Genomic DNA, 23573 nt, shown 5'->3' with positions numbered 1-23573 from the left:
ATGAATGATGATTTCAAGCCGCTTGCCGGTCTGCGCGTGATCGAGATGACCCATATGATCATGGGGCCGTCCTGCGGGATGTTCCTGGGCATGCTGGGTGCAGAAGTCATCAAGGTTGAACCGCCTGAGGGTGACAAGACCCGTGCGCTTACCGGGATGGGACGCGGGTTCCACCCAACTTTCAACCGTGGGAAGAAAAGCATCACATTGGATCTGAAATCGGATGCAGGCAGGGCCGCGATGCACCGCATTCTGGAAAGCGCCGATATCTTTGTCGAAAATTTCCGCGACGAGTCGCTGGCCGGAATGGGATTTGACCCCGGGATGCTGCGGAAGAAATATCCCCAGCTTATCGTCTCGTCTCTCAAGGGTTTTCTCAAGGGTCCTTATGAAAATCGCACCGCCATGGACGAGGTGGTGCAGATGATGACCGGCATGGCCTATATGACCGGCCCGACCGGGCGACCGCTGCGGATCGGTTCTTCCGCCAATGACATCATGGGCGGGCTGTTCGGCGCTTTCGCGGTGCTAGCCGCACTTCTCGAGCGCGGCAAAGATGGTAAAGGCCATGTGCTGCGCACCGGGTTGTTCGAAAATTGCCTGCTTCTGGTCGCCCAGCATATGGTGCAGTTCGATATCGAAGGCCGCGAGGCGCCGCCAATGCCCGAACGCGAATTTTCCTGGCCCGTCTATGACATTTTCGAGTCCGGAGACGGCCGGCAGGTCTTTATCGGCGCTGTGACCGAAGGCCAGTGGGTCACACTGTGCAATCTTCTGGGTCTCGACAGCCTGCGCGACGATCCCCGCCTGCAAAAACGCATGGACCAGATAGAGGCGCGCGATTGGACTATCCCTATCGTCGCCAGCGCTGTGCGGGAATTCCGTTTCGCGCAGCTTGCCTCGATGTTCGAAGATGCAGGCATCCCTTTTTCCCCGATCCACCGACCCGCCGAAATGTATGACGATCCCCATGTCCTGCGCCCCGATGGCTTATTCGCTTCGCGCTTGCCCGAGGGACAGGTTTTTCGTGCCCCGGTGATGCCGTTCGAGGTCGATGATGCCGCGGTCACCGGTGGCGCGCTCGACATCGCGGACATCGGCGAAGACACCCGCGAAGTTTTATCCCGCGCTGGCTTGAGCGAAACCGAAATCCTTCTTGCCAGCGGCGCAAAGGACGTGACCGCATGAGCCGGGTCGATGCGATCTATCCAACAGACAGGATAACCCTGAGAGAGGTCGGGCTGCGCGACGGCTTACAGCTCGCCCGGGCTATCCCCTCTACCAGCGCAAAGATCGCCTGGATGGAACGCGAAACGCAGGCCGGTGTACGGCATTACGAGATCGGTTCTTTCCTGCCCGCCGCCCGCTTTCCCCAATTCGCCGATATCGAGGCAATGCTGGATGCCAGTGAACGGCTGGACATTCATTCCGCCGGACTGACGCTGAATGAGCGCGGAGCGGAAACCGCGCTTCGGACCGGGTTGCATGAAATGGTCTGTGTCATCTCGGCCACCGATGAGCACAGTCAGGCCAATATGCGCCGCTCGCGCAAATCCGCGGTGGAACTGGTCGGCAAGATCGTAACCATGCGCGATAACGATGCCCCGGACAAGATCATCAATGCCGGGATCGCGATGGCTTTCGGTTGCTCGATCGCTGGCGAGGTAAGGCATGATGAGGTGATACGACTGGCCGAAACCTGTCTTGCCACCGGCGCCGATATCGTCGGGATTGCCGATACAGTGGGCTATGCCGGGCCGAAGCAGGTAGGGGCGCTATGCGCCCGGATAGAGAAATTATGCGCTGGCCGCCCCTTCATCATCCACTTGCACGACACGCGTGGCATGGGCATCGCCAATGCCGCAGCCGCACTGGACAATGGCGCGCGCGTCATCGATGCTTCGCTTGGGGGCCTTGGCGGCTGTCCTTTTGCACCGGGTGCAACCGGTAATGTCGTCTTCGAGGATATCGTCTATCTGGCGGAAACCATGGGTTATCGGACCGGAATCGATCTCGCCGGCCTAAAGGCCGCACGGGCCATCGCGGAGGAGGCGATGCCGGGCGAACGATTTCACGGGACTCTGAATCGAGCCGGTCCGCCACCGAATGTCAGTTGGAAAACCAGCCGCACGATCTGAAAAACAGTAGGGAGGAAACCAATCATGAAATATGTGACGTCCGCCGCAATCGGCGCAGCCCTGTTTGCCTCGACGGCAACCGGTGTTTTTGCCGCAACCGAAATGCGTTGCAGCCACCAGCTTCCGCCGGGACATCATATCGCCAAAGTCGTCGAGCGCTGGGCGGAAGAGGTCGAGACACTTTCCGAGGGTGAACTGGATGTGCATGTCTTCGGTGCCGACAGTCTGGTTGGTGCCCGTGAAAACATCGTGGCCACAGCCAAGGGCGATATCGAATGCGCCTTTTCGCTGAATTTCCAATGGGGCAAGACATTGCCGATCATGAACGTGACCGTGGCTCCCTTTGCCTTCGGCGATATCGAGATATGGAAGAAATGGCCGGAATCCGAAGCCGCCGCATTTCTTGAGGAAAAATTGCTGGAAAAAGGCGTGAAGAATGTTGTCTGGATGTTCCAGACCAATACATCCGTCTTCACCACCAAAGGCGAACCGCTGGTCAAACCGGAAGATTTCAAAGGGTTGAAAATCCGCGGCCTCACACCGCCTTTCGATGCCGCTTTCGAGGCGCTTGGCGCTACTCCCACCGCATTACCGGGCTCAGAGGTCTATCAGGCACTTGCCACCGGCGTGGTTGACGGTGCGATTACCGATGTGGCTGCCGCCGTTTCGCGCAAATATTACGAAGTTCAGGACGCGTTCACAGTCGTTCCGGTCCTTTCTGCCTATCTGCACGGCTATCTGAATCCCGAATTCTACGATAGCCTGTCCGACACCTCGAAGGCCGCCTTGACGGAAGCCGGGCTGAAAGCCTCGGAATGGGCGATCGAGGCATCGGTGGAAGCCGGCGATGCCGGCCCCGAGCAATTGCTTGAGAAAGGGGTAAAGGTCCATATCGCAACGCCCGAAGAAAATGCCGCGCTGGAGGCGGTCATGCGGCCAGCTTTCGACAAGGCTTTCGGTGAAGGCGATCCCGATAGCCAGAAGCTGCTGGAATTGCTGAGCAAGATATGACCGGCGGTTTCCATGCATGACATCCGTTCCGAGAAAGGGGTAGAAAACGCCCCCTTCTTCCCCGATCGCATCATTACCGGACTGGTCCGCTTCTGCGGCGCGATCAGCACGGCATTGATCCTTGTGGTACTGATCCAGATTACCTTTGCAGTCACGCGCCGTTACCTGATGGGTCGTCCTTTGCAGTGGAATGACGAGATGGTTGGCTATCTGCTGGTAACCATGGTGATGCTTGGCGCCGCCGAAGCGCTGCGCCGGGGCGATCATATCGCGATTGATCTGGCGACTGCGCGGCTTGGCCCCCGCATGGGCCGTATCCAGTCCGTATTCGCCAGTTTCACGATCATGGTTTTCGCCGTAATCGTGGGGATGTCGACTTGGGATTCGATCTCCTTCGCCCGCGCTTTCGGCTCTTATTCGGTCGGTTATATCGAAATCCAGACCTGGATTCCGCAGGTGCCGGTCGTGATCGGGTCGATGCTTCTGTTCCTTGCCGCCGGCCTTCGACTGCTGCGCAGCATCCGGGAGGTGCCGAAGTGACGCTTTTTCTGGTCTTTGGTGTCCTGCTTCTGCTGCTTCTGAGCGGTATTCCGATCTTCGCTGCGCTGGGTCTGACTGCCGGCGGAATCCTTTTGCTGGTCGAAGGCGATATCGACGGGCTTGGAGACGCGGTCTACATGCATATGAACAAGCCGGTCCTCAGCACCATCCCGTTATTTGTCTTCATGGCGCAGGTTATGATCAAGGCACGGGTAATCGACGATCTTTATGATTTCGCCCATACGGTGATCGGCCATGTCAAAGGCGGCCTTGGTGTCGCAACCGTGCTGGCTTGCACCATCTTCGCTGCCATTTCCGGCTCATCCGTCGCAACCGCGCTTTCCATAGGGTCAAGCGCGATCCCCCAGATGAAACGCTTCGGCTATCCAGAACGCGATGCATTGGGCGTGGTCGCAGCCGGGGGCACACTTGGCATCCTGATCCCGCCTTCGGGCCCGATGATCCTGTATGCCGTCGTTTCGGACGCATCGATCGGTGCGCTCTTTCTTGCCGGAGTGGTGCCCGGCCTGTTGCTGGCGCTGGTCTTTTCGATCTTCTGCGTGCTGCAGGCCCGTGCCCGCCGCGGAATCGCTTCACCGGAATGGGCTGGCTGGCCCAAGGCGGCCGCAGCATTCCGCCGGTCGGTCTGGGCACTGCTTGCACCGCCGGTTGTGATGGGTGGTATCTATTTCGGCGTCTTCACCGCCACCGAGGCTGCGGCGGCAGGATCTCTTTATGCGCTTCTGGTCGCTGTTCTGGTCTATCGGAACTTTGGCCTGCGCGAGCTGTGGGACTGCGCCTATTCCACTATGCGCACATCGATGATGGTATTCATGATCATTGCGGGCGCGGCGATGTTCGGACATGCGATCACCCTGATCCGCCTGCCCGTCGGCGTAACGGAGACGGTGGCAGGCTTCGGCCTTGGTCCGATCGGTTTCATCCTTGTGGTCATGGGGCTGATCTTCGTGCTTGGCATGTTTCTTGAATCCATCGCCATCATCCTGATCACGACGCCTATCCTGCTTCCGACGATCACCAGTCTCGGGATCGACCCGATCTGGTACGGTATCCTGCTGATGGTCAATCTGGAACTCGCCATGATCACACCCCCGGTGGGTATGAACCTGTTCGTCATCAAGGGCATTACCGATGCCACGCTTGGCACTATCGTCCGAGGTGCGGCACCTTTCGTTCTGCTGATGCTGGGCGGTATGGCCGTTCTGATTGCCGTTCCGGAACTGACGACCTGGCTGCCGAATGCGGCGGGTTTCGGTCGATGATCCGAAGTTGATCCCGGCGGCGAGATATCAGTTCCGGGCGACGCTATCAGCTCTGGCACGCTCGGGGCTGCATTTCGCACCGGATCAGTGAAAATCCCGGCTTGGGAAAAGCCGCTTCGCCTGCTCTCGCGGATGCCGGGCCGAGGGCTGCGGCGGCCCGTTTCCGGCAATGCGTCCGGGACCGCTGATATTTGCCAGCATAAGAGACAGATCTTCAATCTTTTCAGCGATGACATGCACCACCTGCCCTTCACGCTCGATACGGCCGGTAACGCGCAGCAGGCGGCCACCGATGATCGCATTGCGGTAACGTTCGTAGATTCGCCTCCAGACAACGATGTTCGAGGTGCCGGTTTCATCCTCCAGCGTCAGGAAGATGACGCCAGAGGCTGTCGCCGGCCGTTGTCGGGTAATGACAAGGCCGGTCACGGAAACCCGACCATTCATGACGGATAATCGCTCATGCACCATGCTTTCGGGCAAGCGCCGGCGCAGTATTTCCAGCGGATGCGCCCGCAGGGAAAGACGCATCGAAAGATAATCCTCGATCACCTCCTGCCCCAATGTCATCGTGGGCAATATCACTTTCGGTTCATCTACGCCCTCACCATCCGCGCCGAACAGTGGCAGCATTCCCGGAGAGCGCAGGGCGCGGGCGGCCCATAATGCGTCCCGGCGGCCAACTCCGATTGTGACGAAGGCATCCGCTTCGGCCAGCCGTTCCAATATCTCGGGTTTGATCCCGGCCCGGAGCCACAGGCTTTCGACATCGGGATACCCATTGCCCCGGAACTTAGCGATCTGTTCTGCATCCTCCTCCTTCATCCCTTTGATCTGACGCAAGCCAAGACGCAATGCGAGTTCGCCATCGCCGCACGCCTCCAATGTGCAATCCCATTCGGAGTGATTGACCGAGACCGGCAAAACCTCGACCCCATGATCGCGGGCATCCCGTACAAGCTGCGCCGGGCCGTAAAAGCCCATCGGCTGGCTGTTCAGCAGAGCACAGGTAAATACCGCCGGATGATGGCATTTGATCCATGCCGAAATATAGACCAACCGCGCGAAGCTGGCCGCATGGCTTTCGGGAAAGCCATAATCGGCGAAACCTTCGATCTGGGCGAAACAGCGGGCGGCGAAATCCGGATCATAGCCATTTTGCAGCATTCCCGTGATGAAACGATCACGAAATCTGTGGATCGTGCCCATGCGCCGGAAGGTGGCCAGCGAGCGCCGCAGATGATCCGCCTCGGCTGGCGTGAAGCCGGCGGCGATCACGGCGATCTGCATCGCCTGTTCCTGAAACAGCGGTATGCCATAAGTGCCTTTCAGAACCTCCATCAACTCGGGGCCCAGATCCTCGACACTCTCCCGTTTCTGACGGCGATTGAGGAAGGGCTGGACCATACCGCCCTGAATCGGGCCGGGGCGGACGATGGCGACCTCGCAGATCAGATCATAAAGGTCACGCGGCTGCATCCGGGGCAGGAAATTCATCTGCGCCCTGCTTTCGACCTGGAACACGCCCACGGCATCGGCCCTGCAAAGCATATCATAAACGGGTGGTGCATCCGGATCATCGTCGGGCCGAAAACTGTCCAGCGTCAGTTCCAGCCCGCGATGATCCTTCAGCAACTTGAAAGCCTTGCGGATGCAGGTCAGCATGCCAAGCCCCAGCACATCGACTTTCATCAGATCAAGACTGTCGATATCATCCTTGTTCCATTCGATCACGGTGCGATCCTTCATCGCCGCGTTCTCGATGGGACAAAGCTCATCCAGACGGCCCTGGGTGATGACGAAACCGCCGACATGCTGCGACAAATGCCGGGGGAAGCCGATGATTTCACCGATCAGCCGGGCCGTCAGTCCGACGCGCCTGTCATTGGGATCAAGGCCGGCCGCCCGCAATTCCCCGATACCCGGCCCTTTCGAGGAGGAGCCCCACATCAACCCGGTCATCCGGGCCAGCACATCCTGAGACAGGCCCATGACCTTGCCGACCTCGCGAATGGCGGCGCGCGATTGGAAACGGATGACGGTCGCAGTCAGCCCCGCATGTTCGCGGCCATATTTCTTATATATCCACTGAATGACTTCTTCCCGGCGCTCATGCTCGAAATCCACGTCGATATCCGGCGGTTCGCCACGTTCTTTGCTGATGAAACGCTCGAAGATCAGGGTAATGGAACCGGGCTGCACCTCGGTAATGCCCAACAGGTAGCAGATGACCGAATTCGCCGCCGAACCGCGCCCCTGACACAGAATTCCCTTTGATCGCGCAAAACTCACAATGTCACGCACGGTCAGAAAATAGGGCGCGTATTCCAGCTCCGCGATCAGCCGCAATTCCGTTTCGACACGCGCGGCGATTTTCGGCGGCAGCCCATCGGGATAGCGCCAGATACCCCCCTCTCGCACCAATCGTTCCAGCCGATCCTGTGCGGGTTCGCCATCCTGTTCCTCATCCGGATATTGCCCACGCAGATGACCAAGATCGAATCCGCAGCGATCCGCGATGTCCATTGTGCGCCGGATCGCAGCGGGGTGGTGCTGAAACAGCCGCGCCATCTCGGCCCCGGCTTTCAGGCGGCGTTCACCATTGGTCAGACGGTTCAGGCCGATATCGTCGATGGTGCAGCCGATCCGCAGACAGGTCAGCACATCGACCAGAGGGCGGCGCGCGGCACGATGCATCAGCACATCGCCTACCGCTGTCATCGGCAGACAGGTCTTGTGCGCAATCCGCTCCAGATGATCGAAACGCAGCGGATCGCGCCCGTCATAACGCGGTGCGACCCCCAGATAGCAAAACCCGGGAAAACGGTGCCCCATGGCACGCAGATCAGCATGGCTGCAACCGCTTTCCAAAGGATCCGGCGGCAGGGCGATCAGGATCATCCCCCTGCCCCATTCCTGCAAATCCCGGCTGCCCAGATGACATTCGCCCTTTGGCGCCCGCCCCTTGCCCAGCGACAGCAGCCGCGTCAGTCGCGACCAGGCCGCAACATCGGTTGGCAATGCCAGCCATTCCACCGGGCTGTCAGTCAGCACAAGCCGGCAGCCCGCGATAAATTTCGGCAAAGGCATATCGCGCGGAACGATAGGAGTGTCTTCCTCTGCCTGCGAGCGCTTCATCTCTTTCAACGCCGTCCAGGCCCGGACCACACCAGCAACTGAATTACGGTCGGTGATCGCAATGGCGGCAAGGCCAAGTTGCGCAGCACGCGTGATCAGTTCCTCGGGATGCGATGCGCCGGTCAGGAAGGTGAAATTGCTGGTCACGCAAAGTTCGGCATAATCTTTCATGCGAATTCTCCCTGCATGGCCCATGCCGGTGCCTGTGGCGTATGAAACAACCACAGGCGCGGCCCCTGCCGCGTCTCGATCCGCCAATAGTCGCGGATCCCGCTGCGCCATGCCGGATCATCGAACCACCATTCCGGGGCAATCCGCTCGGGGCCCGTGGCCCGCAAGGTCGTGTATCCCCTCCGACGCCAGCGGAAGCGTACGGGCGGGTGGCCAGAAACGGCTGTGACCGGTTCGGGCGGGAAAATGATGACCGGGCGCGGCGGTCCGTATCGCAGAGGTCTGGTCTCGGCCTGGCTATAGGCTGCGGCAGAAAGCGTAAAGCTACGTTCGGGGATGTCGCTATCGGCAGGAAGCAGGCGCTGCACATGCTGAAATCCCAGACGATTGCCAAGACGCGAGAACAGATCGGCAAGTACATCCTCCTGATCTGGCGTATCGTCAATTTGCTCGGGCGGCAGGTTTTCCGTGACATGGGCATGAAGCCGCATGGCCTCAATGCCGAAACCCGCATCGACCTCTTCAAGTTTTCTGGTGAACAGCGCCGCGATCCGAAAAGGATCACGCATCGGACGGGCAAGACCGATCTCGATCCTTATCGTCTCCCGGTCCACCCGCATAAGCTCCAGCCGCAACCGGCGGGCGCCCATCTCATGACGGGCCAGTTTTCTGCCGAGTTGTTTCAGCAGGCGCAGCAAAGAGGCCATGACATCCGCCTGCAGGCCAATGGGTTCGGGCAGGGTCATCCGCACCCCGAAATGCGGCGCTTCGGGTTCAGCCGCAACCGGTTCGGACCGCTCCCCCAACGCCTGATCCAGCCGCATCATCAGCCCGGGTCCAAAGCGCCGTACCAGAGGCGCCCGCGGCTGGCAGGCCAGATCCCCGATCCGGGTCAGACCCAGCCGGATCAGCCCCCCGGCTATCTCGTGTCCGATCCGCAAGCCCGCGACCGGAAGCGCCGCGATTCCCCGTTTCAGAGCCCCGTCGGGAATGATCCCGCCACCATGGCGCGCCAATGCGAATGCCGCCCCGCGCGATCCGGCAATCGCCGTTTCGACCGTGATGCCCGCCCCCGCAAACCGCGCATGCAGATCGTCACGCAGGGCTTCCTCGCCCCCGAATAGATGCGGCACCCCGGAAATATCCGCGATCAGCCCGTCGCTGCCATCCTTTGCAACCAAGGGCGCATAACGCAGCGTAAAACGCCGCAGCGCCATCAGCCCCGCCGCTTCCCGCGGCAGATCGGCGGGATGGGTCACAAGCCGGGGACAGATCGCGCGCGCATCGGCCAGAGGCATTCCCCGGCGCAGTCCCTGTGCTTCGGCAATCATGTTCAGGCAATGCAGATGAATGGTATTGCCTGACCGGTGACTTAAGGCAAATGGCCCCTTACCGGGTCGATGTCGCAGATGAAGATCGCTTGCCAGTCTTGGAAACCAGATCGAAAGCAGCCGTTTCACCATTCCAATGCAATATCCACTTGCCAAATGTTCCCTTTTTGTTCTTTTTAAGGGACCAGCGATGCAGAGTCGAGTCCGCGCTTCCCGCCACAGGATCGCAATGCCATCTTGTTTCAGTGGCATTGCTGCCTGCTCCTTCACGGATCAGCATCAGCCCCGGAGTCTGCCCGGCCTCGGCAGCCAGTTGCAGCCGGCGGGCAACGGTCAGGGACATGGGAATTTCGGGTTCGGCGATGACCAGCCCAACCGGCTGGCTGCGCAATGCTTCCTCGGTGGACCATAGCAAATCCGTCTCGTTTTCGGGACGGATCAGATGCAACCGCTCACCCACGCCCTCGGGCAATCCGGGCAGCATCGGGCTATGCGAAGCGCGGGCAGGCGTAATCCAGATCAGCGGGCCATCGTGGCGCACCGCCTGAAACAGCGCGAAAGCATGACGGCCCTGCCCCTCGGCTTCATGCATCCGCGCCGGAGCAAGATGGAACGGATCATGCGGCATGCCCGGTCATTCCTTCCAAATCTTCATCTTGCGATCCATTGGTTATATCGCCCCGGTTTATTTTGCCCGGCTCAACTGCGCCTCTCGCCGAAGCACCCACAGAATCGCCAACAGCGCCCCTGCCGCCGAAACCGTCATGATGATCATCAACGGCATGGCTCCTGTTCCGGGCTGCAAAAGTGCCCCGGCAAGCGCAGACAACACTGCGCCCCCGGCAATGGCAAGCGCCCCGCCCAGCCCGCTGGCGGTTCCCGCAAGCTCGGGCCGCACGCTCATCATTCCGGCATTGGCGTTAGGCATCACCAGCCCGTTACCCAAACCCATGCCAGCGATCGCACCGAAAAAGATAAACGGATCGACAATCCCGAAAAGAAGTACCGTCAGCGAAGAGGCAACGAAGAACAGGCAGACACAGGTGCCGATCAGGATCATCCGATTCAACCCGAACCGCGCGGTGAACCGGGCCGACAGGAAATTGCCCGTCAGATAACCGATCGAAGGTGCGGCAAAGAAATACCCCACTTCAGCGGGAGAAAGCCCAAAGACATGCTCGCCCACGAAAGGAGCCCCGCCGAGATAGGCGAAGAAACAGCCCGATGACAGGGTCGCTGCAAGACAATAGCCCCAGAACCGCACCGAACGCGCCAGAATCGGGTAGTTTTGTGCCTGCTGCCGCATGGACAGCCCGCCATCCCGAACCGTCTCACCCAGATCGCGCCATGCCACGATGCCGACCAGCAAGGCCAGAAGCCCCATCACCGCGAAATTCGCACGCCATCCATAGGCTTCATCAAGGATCCCGCCGACCACCGGCGCCATCATGGGAACGACGGCCATGCCCATGGTCACGTAACCGATCATCGACGCCGCCTGCGCACCATCATACATATCGCGCACCACGGCGCGGGGCACCAGCATGCATGTTGCTATAACCGCCTGAATCAACCGGAAAATCAGGAAAATTCCGACATTCGGGGCAAGCAATGTACCGATCGTCGCAAGGATGAAAATGGCCAACGAAGTCAGCACGACCGGCCGCCGGCCCCAGCGATCGCTGATCGGGCCACCCAGAAGCTGCAGCACCGCACTGGCCCCGATATAGGCCGAGACGGAAAGCTGCATCACACCGTATTCCACCCCGAAATCCCGCGCCATGCCAGGCAATGAGGGCAAAAACACGTTCATCGACAGCGCCGATACACCGGACAGCGCCACCAATGTCAGGATATGCGGAGGCGTTCTCTTACCTGCCATGCCTTCGGTCACCTTATCCCCAGTCATGGAACACGAACCATGCGCCGGCGCAGATCAGCATGAAGCCGACACCGTGCTGCCAGCTCAGCTTCTCGCCCAGGTAAACCCACGAGAAAAGGGCGAAGACCGACAGGCTGATGACTTCCTGTATGGTTTTCAGCTGCGCAGCATTGAAATAGTCATACCCGACACGATTGGCCGGCACCTGCAGGATATATTCAAATAGGGCGATCCCCCAACTGACCATGATCACGGTCAGAAGCGGCGCCGCCTTGAATTTCAGATGCCCATACCACGCCACCGTCATGAACAGATTTGACAAGATGAGCAAACCGATCGTGACGACCGGAACCGGCAGGCTCAATCCCATGAGCTTTGCCGGTCCTTTGCCAGATTGCCGAAACGGGTGAATTGCCCCTCGAAAGCCAGTTCGACCGTACCAATGGGGCCGTGCCGCTGCTTGCCAAGGATCACTTCGGCCTTGCCATGCACCTGTTCCATGATCTGCTGCCACTTGGCCATCGCGTCCAGATCGCTGTCGGACGGTTTTTCGCGTTCGCGGTAATATTCCTCGCGGAACACGAACATGACGATATCGGCATCCTGCTCGATACTGCCCGATTCGCGCAGGTCGGACAATTGCGGGCGCTTGTCCTCGCGGTTTTCGACCTGACGCGAAAGCTGCGACAGCGCGATCACCGGGATATTCAGTTCCTTGGCGATGGCCTTCAGGCCCTGCGTAATCTCGGAAACCTCGTTCACGCGGCTGTCCTTGGCCGTCGCCGGGCGCAGCAATTGCAGATAATCGATGATCAGCACGTCCAGCCCATGCGTCCGCTTGAGCTTGCGGGCGCGGGCGGCAAGCTGATTGATCGGCAGCGCGGGCGTGTCGTCGATATAAAGTGGGCAATTCTGCAACGCATGCGCCGCCTCGACGAAACGGCGGAATTCGGCCTCGTCCATATTGCCGCTGCGGATGCGTTCGCTGGGAACCTCGGCGGCTTCGGACAGGATACGGGCGGCAAGCTGCTCCGCCGACATTTCAAGGCTGAAAAAACCGACCACGCCGCCTTCCACGGTCCCATGCGTGCCATCCGGCCGCTCGCCCAGTTTATGCACCTTGGAAACGTTGAAGGCGATATTCGTCACCAGCGAGGTTTTCCCCATCGAGGGCCGCCCGGCCAGGATGATCAGGTCCGAATTGTTCAGCCCGCCCATCTTGTTGTCCAGATCGATCAGTCCGGTCGGGATCCCCGATAGCTTGCCATCCCGTTGATAGGCCGCGTTCGCCGCCTGAACAGCGCCCGTCACCGCCTTGAGAAAGCTTTGGAATCCGCGCTCGGCCACGCCCTGTTCGCCCAGCTTGTACAGCGTCTGTTCGGCCGCCTTGATCTGCTCTTCCGCGTCGTCATCCACCTCGACGGTCGAGGCGCGCGCGGAAATATCCTGCCCCAGTGCGATCAATTCGCGCCGCAGGGCGAATTCCCGGATCATCTGCGCGTAATCACGCGCCGCATAAGCCGAGATCGCCACACCCGCGATCCGCGCCAGATAGGGTGCGCCGCCAAGCTCTTGCAAACCTTCGTCATTTTCCATGAAGGCTTTTATCGTCACCGGGCTTGCAAGTGCATTCTTACGGATACGCTCGGCGCAGATCTCGAAGATGCGGGCGTGAACAGGGTGATAGAAATGTTCGGGCTTGATGATCTGGCTGACCCGGTCGAAGACATCGTTATTGGTCAGAAGCGCACCCAGAAGCTGCTGCTCTGCCTCAAGCGAATAAGGTACCGCCTGAACTTCACCCGCCTCGCCTTCCTGTCCCGGAACGATCACCCGAAGATTGCTCATAGACCCGCTGCCCCCGCATGCTGATTATTCGCAGTATGATACGCTAAGTTATGGGTTTCGCAAATGGCGGCGCAACGAAATCTGGTGGGCAGAATGGGGGATAAGCTGTGGATAACTGCAGGTCACCCGTTGGCTGCCTGCCACCCTTTCGGATCGGACAGGAAGGTCTGGACCTCATCCAGCGTGGCCGCATCGAAAGCTTCGCTTTCCCGCGCCTCGTTCAACACATCCCACCAAGTGCACAGGTGATGCAGGCTGACACCATGATCGGCAAGGCGCTGCGTCGTCTCGGGGAAAATACCGTAATAGAAGATCACTGCCGTATGGGCGCAGCTTGCCCCGGTCTCGCGGATCGCGTCGACGAAGGACAGCTTGCTGCCGCCATCCGTGGTCAGATCCTCGACCAGAAGCACCCGCTGCCCCTCGGTCATCACGCCCTCGATCCTTGCATTGCGGCCGTAGCCCTTGGGCTTCTTGCGCACATAGGTCATCGGCAGGCCAAGACGTTCCGCGACCATCGCGGCAAAGGGAATGCCCGCCGTTTCTCCACCCGCGATATTGTCGAAGGCTTCGAAGCCGGCATCGCGCATGATGGTCGCGGCAAGGAAGTCCAGCAAGGTCTGGCGCACACGCGGAAAGCTGACGATCCGGCGGCAATCGACATAGGTCGGCCCCTTCTTGCCCGACGCATAGGTAAAGGGTTGCCTGGCATTGAAATCGACCGCCTTGATTTCCAGCAGCATGCGGGCGGACAGGCGGGCGATCTCTTCACGTGTGGGATAGGGCAGACTCATAGGTCCTCCAGATGCCAGTAAAGGGGAAAACCGGGATCGAAAACGGTAACGGTTTCGTCTCCGGCAACAATGGTTGCGGGATATTCGGTGGGAATATCGCGGCGGGTCAGGCGAATGCGGTCCTCATTCGGCAGCAGCTCATAGAACGCGGCTCCGTTAAGGCTGGTAAAGGCTTCCAACCGGTCCAATGCGCCCTCTTCCTCGAAGACATGGGCCAGTATCGACATCGTGTTCGGCGCGGTGAAGCACCCCGCGCAGCCACAGGGCTGCAGCTTGGCCCGGTCGGGATGAGGCGCCGAGTCGGTCCCAAGGAAAAACCGCGCATCGCCACTGGTCGCCGCCTCGCGCAGCGCCAGCCGATGGGTTTCGCGCTTGGCAATCGGCAGACAATAATAATGAGGGCGAATGCCTCCGGCAAAGATCGCATTGCGGTTGATCACCAGATGATGCGTGGTGATGGTCGCGCCGATATTCTCGCCGCTGCGTGCATAGGCCACCCCGTCAGAGGTGGTGATATGCTCCATCACTACCTTCAGTTCGGGATTCGCGCGGCGGACCGGATCCAGAACGCGGTCGATGAACACGGCCTCGCGGTCGAAGATATCCACATCGGGATCGGTGACCTCGCCATGCACGCACAGGGGGATGCCGGCCTCGGCCATCGCCTCGAATACCGGGCGGATACGATCGAAATCGGTCACCCCGCTATCCGAATTGGTCGTTGCGCCTGCCGGATACAGTTTCACCGCCCGGATGACGCCGCCCTGATGCGCCTTGATCACATCTGCCGGATCGGTCGTATCGGTCAGATAGAGCGTCATCTGCGGCTGGAAGGTCGCGCCTTCAGGCACCGCCGACAGAATGCGCTCACGATAAGCGGCAGCCTGCTGGCCGGTCACGACCGGCGGCACCAGATTGGGCATGATGATCGCTCGGCCGAAACCGGCGGAATGAGGGGCCACGGCGCGCAGCATCTCGCCATCGCGCAGATGCAGGTGCCAATCATCGGGACGACGAAGGGTGATATGATCGGTCATGAAACGCCTCATTGCATGCCGAAACAGGCTTTCCAAGCCGGATTAACCGGAAACCGAACAGTTTTCCGGGCGTTGCACTTGCGGCATCGCGTAAAACTGACGAAGAATACCCTTTTTGGCGATAATGCCATCCAATTGGTAAAAACAAACAAATGACAAGAAAAACAGTTTCTTCATCGCCTTTTCAACTTTGGGCACAACTGACGCGAATCTCGATGGAATCGCAAATGGTAATCGGCCTGCGTGTGGCGGGAATGCTTGGTCTCATCGCTCAGGCTCCGGGTGAACCTTTCCGTATGGTTGCGGAAAAACAGGCGGCGGCCTCGGAATCCCTCTACGCCATGGCGCAGGCCGCTAGCCGGGGCGCCAGCCCCGAACAGGTCTTGTCCGAAGCGCTTAGGCCGTATGACAAGCGCATATCCGCCAATTCCCGCCGGCTGACACGTCAGCTCTGAAAATCCGCCGCAAGGCAATTTCCACCGCGGTCGCGAATTGCGCCGCGGCGATGGATAACGCAAGAATGCGACGACCAGTAACGGGGAGGGACATGATGTTTCTTGGGATCGATCTCGGCACCTCGGGGGTGAAGGTGGTGCTGATTGACGATGCGCAGCGCGTAGCGGCTACGGGACATGCCGCCCTGACTGTAAAGAATCGGCATCCCGGCTGGTCCGAGCAGATACCGCAAGACTGGATTGCCGCCACCCGCCGGGCGATTGCCGATCTCGGCATACCATTGAACAAAGTGGCAGGGATCGGACTGTCCGGCCAGATGCATGGCGCAATCTGCCTTGACAGCGACAATCGGGTTCTTCGCCCTGCGATCCTGTGGAATGATGGTCGCGCCTCGGAGGAAGCGGCCAGGCTGGACGGCGACCCGCAATTCCGCAAACTCACCGGCAATATCGTCTTCGCAGGTTTCACCGCCCCGAAACTGGTCTGGATGCAGAACCACGAGCCGGATCTGTTCGCACGGACCCGTCTTGTGCTTTTGCCCAAGGACTATTTACGCCTCTGGCTGACCGGCGAGGCGATCAGCGACATGTCCGATGCCTCGGGCACCGCATGGTTCGATCCGGCAAAGCGCGACTGGTCCGACGATCTGCTATCCGCTACGGGCATGGAACGCAGCCAAATGCCTACGCTGACAGAAGGCAGCGAAATTGCCGGATATCTGCGGGCGGACATTGCCGGCGAATTGGGCCTTCCCCCCGGTATCCCGGTTGCCGGGGGCGGCGGCGACAACGCGGCCACCGCAATCGGCGCAGGGATTACCGGTCCGGGGGTCGGTCTGGTTTCACTTGGCACATCGGGCGTCATTTTCGCAGCCACCGACCGTTTCCTGCCCGCACCCGAAACCGCGGTTCACGCATTTTGCCATGCCCTGCCCGGTCAATGGCACCAGATGGGGGTGATGCTTTCTGCCGCCGCCTGTCTGGACTGGTGGGCGGGGATCGCCGATCAGCCGGTTGGCAATCTGCTGGCAGAGCTGGACGATCACCCCACCCCGCCGGGCCCCATCGCGTTCTGGCCCTATCTGAGCGGCGAACGGACGCCGCTGAACGATCCTGCGCAGCGGGCCGGGTTCAGCGGGTTGTCTTCGGGCGCGACCCGGCCTCAGATGACCCGCGCCGTACTTGAGGGCGTGACACTGGCTCTGGCCGAGAACATGGTCGCGTTGCGCGATGCCGGAGGCGGGGCAGATTCGCTGATCGCGATGGGCGGAGGCGCACGTTCGGATCTGTGGCTGGCAATGCTGGCGCAGGCGACCCGCGTGCCGATTCTGCGCCCGGCGGGCTCCGAGACAGGGGCGGGTTTCGGCGCGGCACGTCTGGGGCTGATGGCTGCCCTGGGGGCCGGTGCCGATGCGATCTCGCAGCCGGATATCGCGGCGCGATTCGAACCCGATCCGGCACTGACTTCCGGCTGGTCCGAAGGATTGGCGCGATTGCAGGCGCAGCGCGCTTGACTCTGGCGGCGGTGAGGCTATAAGCGCGCACTTCATTGGTGTTGGTGGCCCCCGCAAGGGGATGCCTGTCGGGCTTCGGCCAAAGGACAACGCCCTTCGTAACGCAAAAGAAGGAGATCAGCGATGACCAAACGCACCGCTGCCAAGTACAAGATCGATCGCCGCATGGGCGAAAACATCTGGGGCCGCGCCAAATCCCCGGTCAACCGCCGCGAATACGGCCCCGGCCAGCACGGCCAGCGCCGCAAGGGCAAACTGTCCGATTTCGGCACCCAGCTTCGCGCCAAGCAGAAGCTCAAGGGCTATTACGGCGACCTGACCGAAAAGCAGTTCCGCCGCATCTATGCCGAAGCAGAGCGGATCAAGGGCGATACCGGCGAAAACCTGATCGGCCTGCTGGAGCGTCGTCTGGATGCAGTCGTTTACCGCGCAAAATTCGTTCCGACCATCTTCGCCGCGCGCCAATTCGTGAACCACGGCCATATCGAAGTTAACGGCAAGCGTGTAAACGTGCCTTCCTATCGCGTCCGCGAAGGCGACGTGATTTCCATCCGTGAGCGTTCGCGCCAATTGGCCATCGTGCTGGAAGCCGTCGCCCTGCCCGAGCGTGACGTGCCGGATTATGTGGAAACCGATCACAACAAGATGACCGCGACCTTCCTGCGCACGCCGTCGCTGGGCGATGTGCCCTATGCGGTGCAGATGGAACCGAACCTCGTGGTCGAATTCTACGCCATGAACTGATCTTCAGGGCAGATCGCAAGTTCCGGGCCGTCCTCTTGGGGCGGCCTTTTCATTTCGGCCCCTGATACATACCACCACTTGCCGAACTGGCTTTGCAAAGGGTAGAACCAAGTTTGCAAAGTAGGGGGCGATCATGGCCACGCAGAAGATCTATGCCGGAACAGCCCTGCGTGAAACGCGGGCGCGAGAGGGGCTGACGCAGCGGCGCTTTGCCGAAACCCTGGGCGTGTCGCTTCCCTATCTGTCGCAGATGGAAAACAATCATCGCCCGATCTCCGCCGGTGTTCTGCTGCGGCTTGCCCGGGAATACGGGATCGACCTGACCACACTGGCGGCTGGCGATGCGGAACGCATGGTGATCGACATGCAAGAGGCGCTGGCCGATCCCCTGTTCGATTCCACGCCGCCATTGGCTGATCTGCGTCTGGCCGCAACCAATGCGCCGATGCTGGCAAGGGCGTTTCTGGATCTGTATCGCGCGCATCGCCAGGGACAGGAACGGCTGGCCGCACTGGACGAAGCCATCGGAGCGGCAGGCCAGAACGCGGTCATCACCGCATGGGAGGAAGTGCGGGACTTCTTTCATTACTGCGATAATTACATCGACGCCGTGGACCATGCGGCGGAACGTTTCGCCTGCACGGATGGCAGACGCGGCGATCCCTGGCAGATTGCCGTCGATGCACTGGCCCAACGGGATATCCGCGTATCGGTCGTGGAACTTCCGACCAATTCGGTGTTCCACCGCAATGGGGGGGAACTGCAAATGAACGCGGCTGCCGAAAGACCCACGCGGGTGTTTCAGCTTCTGCATCTGGTCGCGCTTGAATTGCAACGCGACCTTCTGGAAGCCACGCTTGATCTTGCCCGTTTCCGCACCCCGGTCGCCCGTGAAATCGCCCGGGTCGGACTGGCGAATTATTTCGCCGGAGCGGCCCTGATGCCCTATCGCGAATTTCTTCAGGCCGCGCAGAGCGAACGCCACGATCTGGAGCGTCTTTCACATCTGTTCGGCGCATCGCTTGAGCAGGTGGCGCATCGCCTTTCGACCATGCAGCGTCCCGGGGCAAAGGGGGTACCGTTCTTTTTCGTTCGCGTGGATCAGGCGGGCACGATCACCAAGCGGCACTCGGCGACGCGATTGCAATTCGCCCGTTTCGGCGGCGCCTGTCCGCTTTGGAACGTGCATCAGGCCTTCGAACAGCCGGGCCGGTTCCTGCGGCAGCTGGCGGAAACGCCGGACGGGGTCCGTTATCTGCTGTTGTCGCGCGACGTCTCGAAACATGCCGGGGCGTTCAATGCACCGGTCAGGCGCTTTGCCATCGGTCTGGGCTGCGAGATCAGGCATGCAGATGGCCTGATCTATGCCGACGGGCTTGATCCGGGCAATCCGCTTGTATTTGAACCGATCGGTATTTCCTGCCGGATCTGCCCGCGGCCGGATTGTCACCAGCGGTCGGTTCCTCCGATAGACAGACCCTTGCGTATCCCCGACAACCGTAGCGGTCCTCTGCCTTACGAGATCGCCTGAGCAAAACACAATATCGGCGGATTTTCGCCAGTCAAAGCGTGTTTCGGCCAAAATGTGGGGGTGCGACATAAGGAGAGTTGCCTTGTGGGCGGAGCCTATTATTACCGCTAGGCAACTGGAACTGCAGCACCTCGAATAAAGAAACAGGTGCGACACGAGGGACACACATTGCCAAAGCGCCTTATCAGCAGCCTGAACTCTTCCCTTGAACGATGGCTGCCCGAGAAACGTTTGTTTCTGCGTTCAGACGATGCGACCCGCTTTTTACGCCTCCGCCCCCTGACACAACTTGGCTGCCTGATGGGCGGTACGGTGATGTTCGGATGGACATTGTTCGCAAGCTCGGTGCTGGTCATCGACGCGATCAGTTCCGGATCGAATGAAGAGCAGATGGTTCAGGCGCATGCTGCATTCGAAGAACGGCTTGCTCAGCTTTCGTCCGAGCGCGATGCCCGCGCAGCCGAGGCCCTGGCGACGCAGAACCGGTTTACCGCCGCCCTTCAGCAAGTATCCGAAATGCAATCGCAGCTCCTTGCATCCGAAAAGAAGCGGAGTGAACTCGAAACAGGTTTGCAGACCATCCAGTCAAGCCTGCGCCAGGCAATTTCAGAACGGAACGATGCGGAAGAGCAAATCCGCACGACAGATGGCAATGGCGCGACGGACCATGCGCGGGAAGAGGAAATCGCCGCCGCGCTGGATATTCTGTCCGGCGAGTTGCGCGATACCGCCAAGGCCCGGGGCGAAGCGGAACGCACTGCGGAAGTGGCTCAGAAAACGGCCGAGGAATTGCGGATCGAACGCGATCAGATTGTCACCCGCAATGATGAAATCCTGAACCAGCTTGAAAACGCCGTCACGGTCTCGGTCAAGCCGCTGGATGATGTCTTCCGTTCCGTCGGAATGGACCCGGATGAGGTGTTGGAAGCCATTCGGAAAGGATATTCCGGCCAGGGCGGTCCGCTGAATCCGATTTCATATTCGACCAGCGGCAATGCCGCCCTGAAGCAAAGCGAAACCAAAGCCAAGCAGATCGTCGTCACGCTGGACGAGATGAATACTTATCGCATCGCCATCGAAAAGCTTCCTCTGGCAATGCCGCTGAAAAGCTCTTATCGCCTGACTTCGGGTTTCGGCCGCCGCTGGGGCCGGATGCATTCCGGGATCGACATGGCTGGCCCGACCGGTACCGCTGTCTATGCAACCGCCGACGGGGTCGTGAATTTTGCGGGCCAGCAAAGCGGTTATGGCAATCTGATCAAGATTTCGCATGAGTTGGGAACGGAAACTCGCTTCGGGCATCTGTCACGAATTCGTGTAAAACAGGGGCAAAGGGTGTCGCAAGGCGATCTGATCGGTGATATGGGGAGTACTGGACGCTCGACCGGACCGCATCTTCATTACGAAGTGCGTATGAATGGCCGGGCCGTAGATCCGATGAGTTTCATCAAGGCAGCAAACAATGTTTTCTAAGACTCGTGTGACCGAAAATCAGTCTCAGCAGCCAGCTTCCGCACCCAAGGAAGCCGAAGCCTACAACGCCCCCGCGCCCGAGCGCGCAGGCGAGAATGTGGTACCAACCGCGCCGCGCGGCCGGACCACGCCATCTGTTCTGTCCTCTGATCTGACCGTGGTCGGGAATATCAAGACCGAAGGCGATATCCAGATCGAAGGCACGATCGAGGGCGATGTTCGTGCGCATCAACTTACCGTCGGCGAAACTGCTACGATCAAGGGCGAAATCGTCGGTGACGATGTTGTCGTCAATGGCCGGGTCGTTGGTCGGGTCCGGGGTCTGCGTGTGCGGCTTTCGGCCAGCGCGCGGGTGGAAGGCGATATTATTCACAAGACCATCGCCATTGAATCCGGCGCCCATTTCGAGGGATCGGTTCAGCGTCAGGACGATCCGCTGGCGAATGGCGGCGGAACCAAGAAGCTCGCGCCGCCTGCCACTGGCACGTAAGATTGTGATAACTTCGCGCTTCATTGCGTGATCAAGGCCCGCTTCAGCGGGCCTTTTCATTTTGTTGCCGATGTCTGACGCCGATCAGGCAGCCGCAATGGCACTTTGCCCGAAAATCTGTCCGGATCAGGTCATTTTTTTTGTCAGGGCCGCCCGTACATCCGGCGTCACGAATTTCGACACATCGCCGCCCAGTCTGGCGATCTCCTTGACCAGTTTCGACGCGATGGCCTGTCTGCGTGCATCAGCCATCAAAAACACTGTCTCGACGCCGGAATCCAATGCGCGGTTCATGCCAACCATCTGAAATTCATATTCGAAATCCGCCACCGCGCGCAATCCGCGCACAATCACGGTTGCTCCGACATTGCGGGCGCAATCTATCAGCAGGTTCTCGAATGGATGAACGAGGATCTCTCCTCCGGTTTCCGCCATGATCGTATCGCATTCGGCACGGACCATGGCGACTCGTTCCTCAAGACTGAACAGCGGGGCCTTGTCGCGATTGATCGCGACACCGATCACCAGCCGATCGACCAAAGCCATTGCCCGCTGAATGATATCGGTATGGCCCAAGGTGATCGGATCGAATGTACCGGGATAAAGGCCAGTGCGCATTGTTAGAATTCCTTATGCGTGAACTTGCCCTTAGGGAAAACTGATTTCCACCGGATCTGCAAGGCTTTGACTGAATTTCAGCCTTAGCTGCCCATGATCATGCCGGTCAGTGCCTCCTTCTCGGCGGCCAGCTCCTTCAGCCGTCCGCTGACCGCATCTCCGATGGAAAGCACGCCCAGCATGTTCCCGTCATCATCGACCACCGGCAAATGGCGAAAGCGCCCTTTGGTCATACGGTCAAGAATGCTCAGTGCATCTTCACCCACTGTGCAAGTCTGGACAGAGGTCGTCATGACCTCGCGGATTGGCGTGTTCAGGATGCCGCTGCCCTTTTGCCCAAGTTGCCGGACGATATCGCGTTCGGACAGGATACCTTCCGGCTTGTAGCCGTCAGAAGAAACAACAACGGCGCCGATCCGCTTTTCGGCCAGAAGTTTTGCCGCGTCCTCAAGCGTGGCATCCGGAGCGATGGTGAAAATGGTTGCCGACACGACGCCGGGCTTGCCCGACAGGCCCTTCATCGACAAAAGCTGATTGACAAGCATTGCTATTCCTCCGCCCAGATTCTTCATTTTATCATTTTCTTACATTCGCTTCACGTCAAGCCCGACCTCTCGCTGATGCCGCGTCAATCCGGCTTTGCCTCAAGCAACGCGATTTCTTGCCTGATTCCACGCCCCAATTCATCGGCAAGCAGGGTCATTCGACGAGAAGCACGGTCATCCGCATGACGCAGCAGCCAGAAATTCCGGGTCAGGGCGATCTCATCGGGTAGAACCTTGCGCACCCCGGGCGCGAAGGGGATCGCGAAGTCATGCACGATCCCCAGCCCCGCCCCTGCCCTGATCGCCTGCATCTGCACGGAAACCGAGTTGGAGGTGATCGCGGCGGCCTCGACCCCGGTTTCGGACAGGTAATCCAGTTCCCGGTCGAAAATCATGTCGGGAATATACCCGATCATCCGGTGGTGACGAAGATCCGCCAGACCCGCAATCGGAGGATGACTGCGCAGGTAATCATCATGAGCGGCCAGATGCAGATGATATTCAGACAGGCGCTGTACCGTCAGCCGCCCGGTCTCCGGCGGGGAAACCGCAATCGCCATATCCGCTTCGCGTTTCGACAGATTCACCACGCGCGGCAATGCGACGATCTGGATCTCCAGTCCCGGATGCCTTTCGCTCATCCGGTGGGCGATCTGCGGAAGCAGGTAATTCGCACAGCCATCCGGTGCGCCGATTCGCAACTGCCCGGAAATCCCCTCATCCCGCCATGTCGCCTCAAACGCAGCGGCGGCCGCCTTTTCGGCCGCCTCGGCTGGGGCGACCAGCCTGCCACCCTCGGTCGTCAATATGTATCCTTGCGGGGTCTTGGCGAACAGAACCGCGCCGACCGCCTGTTCAAGCCGCGCAATCCGCCGCCCCACGGTCGAGGCATCCAGACCCAGCCGGCGCCCCGCCCCTGACAGGCTTTCATTTCGTGCCACGGCAAGAAATATGCGCAGATCGTCCCAATCCATGTCTGACCCTTGCAATTTTGCAAAATGCTTTTGTCACCCTGCCCCTTTCCGCAGCA

The 23573-nt window shown here is 59.9% G+C and carries 22 protein-coding genes; 11 read left to right on the top strand and 11 right to left on the bottom strand.

The window, feature by feature from the left end:
• Genes Q0601_RS00235 through Q0601_RS00215 form a run of 5 tightly spaced genes read left to right on the top strand, consistent with a single transcriptional unit; the run spans position 1 to position 4972 of the window.
• Positions 1-1188 carry a CaiB/BaiF CoA transferase family protein gene (locus Q0601_RS00235; protein ID WP_305285869.1) on the top strand — a complete coding sequence of 396 codons (1188 nt, stop codon included), beginning with the start codon at positions 1-3 and terminating at the stop codon, positions 1186-1188.
• Complete coding sequence (locus Q0601_RS00230) at positions 1185-2138, top strand: hydroxymethylglutaryl-CoA lyase (protein ID WP_305285867.1); 954 nt, start codon at positions 1185-1187, stop codon at positions 2136-2138. The genes Q0601_RS00235 and Q0601_RS00230 overlap by 4 nt, the downstream gene beginning before the upstream one ends.
• 24 nt (positions 2139-2162) lie before the next feature.
• The gene (gene dctP, locus Q0601_RS00225; RefSeq protein ID WP_305285865.1) at positions 2163-3149 is read left to right on the top strand and encodes a TRAP transporter substrate-binding protein DctP; all 987 of its coding nucleotides are present in this window, start codon (positions 2163-2165) and stop codon (positions 3147-3149) included.
• A 12-nt stretch (positions 3150-3161) separates the two neighbouring features.
• Positions 3162-3689, top strand: a complete 528-nt coding sequence (locus tag Q0601_RS00220) for a TRAP transporter small permease (RefSeq protein ID WP_305285863.1) — start codon at positions 3162-3164, stop codon at positions 3687-3689.
• Positions 3686-4972, top strand: coding sequence for a TRAP transporter large permease (locus Q0601_RS00215; protein WP_305285860.1), 1287 nt, complete (start codon positions 3686-3688; stop codon positions 4970-4972). The genes Q0601_RS00220 and Q0601_RS00215 overlap by 4 nt, the downstream gene beginning before the upstream one ends.
• Before the next feature lie 84 nt (positions 4973-5056).
• Here Q0601_RS00215 and Q0601_RS00210 read toward each other — a convergent pair whose 3' ends face one another.
• The 8 genes from Q0601_RS00210 to pyrC all read right to left on the bottom strand — a co-directional run bounded on the left by Q0601_RS00210 (position 5057) and on the right by pyrC (position 15173).
• Positions 5057-8281 (bottom strand): error-prone DNA polymerase, encoded by a 3225-nt coding sequence (locus Q0601_RS00210; RefSeq protein WP_305285858.1) that lies wholly within the window; start codon positions 8279-8281, stop codon positions 5057-5059.
• Complete coding sequence (locus Q0601_RS00205; RefSeq protein WP_305285856.1) at positions 8278-9744, bottom strand: Y-family DNA polymerase; 1467 nt, start codon at positions 9742-9744, stop codon at positions 8278-8280. The genes Q0601_RS00210 and Q0601_RS00205 overlap by 4 nt, the downstream gene beginning before the upstream one ends.
• Positions 9671-10240, bottom strand: a complete 570-nt coding sequence (locus tag Q0601_RS00200; protein ID WP_305285854.1) for an ImuA family protein — start codon at positions 10238-10240, stop codon at positions 9671-9673. The genes Q0601_RS00205 and Q0601_RS00200 overlap by 74 nt, the downstream gene beginning before the upstream one ends.
• 57 nt (positions 10241-10297) lie before the next feature.
• Positions 10298-11521, bottom strand: coding sequence for a multidrug effflux MFS transporter (locus tag Q0601_RS00195; RefSeq protein ID WP_305285852.1), 1224 nt, complete (start codon positions 11519-11521; stop codon positions 10298-10300).
• Complete coding sequence (locus Q0601_RS00190; RefSeq protein ID WP_305285850.1) at positions 11508-11864, bottom strand: DMT family protein; 357 nt, start codon at positions 11862-11864, stop codon at positions 11508-11510. Before Q0601_RS00190 ends, Q0601_RS00195 begins: the two co-directional genes overlap by 14 nt.
• On the bottom strand, positions 11855-13342 hold the full coding sequence (locus Q0601_RS00185) for a replicative DNA helicase (protein WP_305285848.1): 1488 nt from the start codon (positions 13340-13342) through the stop codon (positions 11855-11857). Before Q0601_RS00185 ends, Q0601_RS00190 begins: the two co-directional genes overlap by 10 nt.
• A gap of 122 nt (positions 13343-13464) precedes the next feature.
• The gene (locus tag Q0601_RS00180) at positions 13465-14136 is read right to left on the bottom strand and encodes an orotate phosphoribosyltransferase (RefSeq protein WP_305285846.1); all 672 of its coding nucleotides are present in this window, start codon (positions 14134-14136) and stop codon (positions 13465-13467) included.
• On the bottom strand, positions 14133-15173 hold the full coding sequence (gene pyrC / locus Q0601_RS00175) for a dihydroorotase (RefSeq protein WP_305285845.1): 1041 nt from the start codon (positions 15171-15173) through the stop codon (positions 14133-14135). Before pyrC ends, Q0601_RS00180 begins: the two co-directional genes overlap by 4 nt.
• A gap of 227 nt (positions 15174-15400) precedes the next feature.
• Between pyrC and Q0601_RS00170 the strand changes: the two genes are divergently transcribed.
• From Q0601_RS00170 to Q0601_RS00145, 6 genes are all read left to right on the top strand, one after another.
• The gene (locus Q0601_RS00170; protein ID WP_305285842.1) at positions 15401-15628 is read left to right on the top strand and encodes an antibiotic ABC transporter; all 228 of its coding nucleotides are present in this window, start codon (positions 15401-15403) and stop codon (positions 15626-15628) included.
• Positions 15629-15723: 95 nt separating this feature from the next.
• Complete coding sequence (xylB, locus tag Q0601_RS00165) at positions 15724-17142, top strand: xylulokinase (protein WP_305286712.1); 1419 nt, start codon at positions 15724-15726, stop codon at positions 17140-17142.
• 123 nt (positions 17143-17265) lie between these two features.
• Positions 17266-17886 (top strand): 30S ribosomal protein S4, encoded by a 621-nt coding sequence (gene rpsD / locus Q0601_RS00160; RefSeq protein WP_119746069.1) that lies wholly within the window; start codon positions 17266-17268, stop codon positions 17884-17886.
• Positions 17887-18019: 133 nt separating this feature from the next.
• A complete protein-coding gene (locus Q0601_RS00155) occupies positions 18020-19417 on the top strand; it encodes a helix-turn-helix domain-containing protein (RefSeq protein WP_305285838.1) in 1398 nt (465 codons plus the stop codon).
• A 168-nt stretch (positions 19418-19585) separates the two neighbouring features.
• Complete coding sequence (locus Q0601_RS00150; RefSeq protein WP_305285836.1) at positions 19586-20890, top strand: M23 family metallopeptidase; 1305 nt, start codon at positions 19586-19588, stop codon at positions 20888-20890.
• Positions 20880-21380, top strand: a complete 501-nt coding sequence (locus tag Q0601_RS00145) for a bactofilin family protein (RefSeq protein ID WP_305285834.1) — start codon at positions 20880-20882, stop codon at positions 21378-21380. Before Q0601_RS00150 ends, Q0601_RS00145 begins: the two co-directional genes overlap by 11 nt.
• Before the next feature lie 126 nt (positions 21381-21506).
• On the opposite strand, the gene coaD is transcribed toward Q0601_RS00145, so the two are convergent.
• From coaD to Q0601_RS00130, 3 genes are all read right to left on the bottom strand, one after another.
• Positions 21507-21998 (bottom strand): pantetheine-phosphate adenylyltransferase, encoded by a 492-nt coding sequence (coaD, locus tag Q0601_RS00140; RefSeq protein WP_305285832.1) that lies wholly within the window; start codon positions 21996-21998, stop codon positions 21507-21509.
• Between the two features lie 83 nt (positions 21999-22081).
• Entirely contained in the window at positions 22082-22543 is a 462-nt protein-coding gene (locus Q0601_RS00135) for a CBS domain-containing protein (RefSeq protein ID WP_119746059.1), read from the bottom strand.
• An 83-nt stretch (positions 22544-22626) separates the two neighbouring features.
• Positions 22627-23517, bottom strand: coding sequence for a LysR family transcriptional regulator (locus Q0601_RS00130; protein WP_305285828.1), 891 nt, complete (start codon positions 23515-23517; stop codon positions 22627-22629).
• Positions 23518-23573: the final 56 nt, after the last annotated feature.

The sequence above is a fragment of the Paracoccus wurundjeri genome (genome assembly GCF_030678915.1).
Classification (GTDB): Bacteria; Pseudomonadota; Alphaproteobacteria; order Rhodobacterales; family Rhodobacteraceae; genus Paracoccus; species Paracoccus onubensis_A.
The sequence above is the reverse complement of the archived record's forward strand: the minus strand, read 5'-3'. Positions and strand labels throughout refer to the sequence as shown.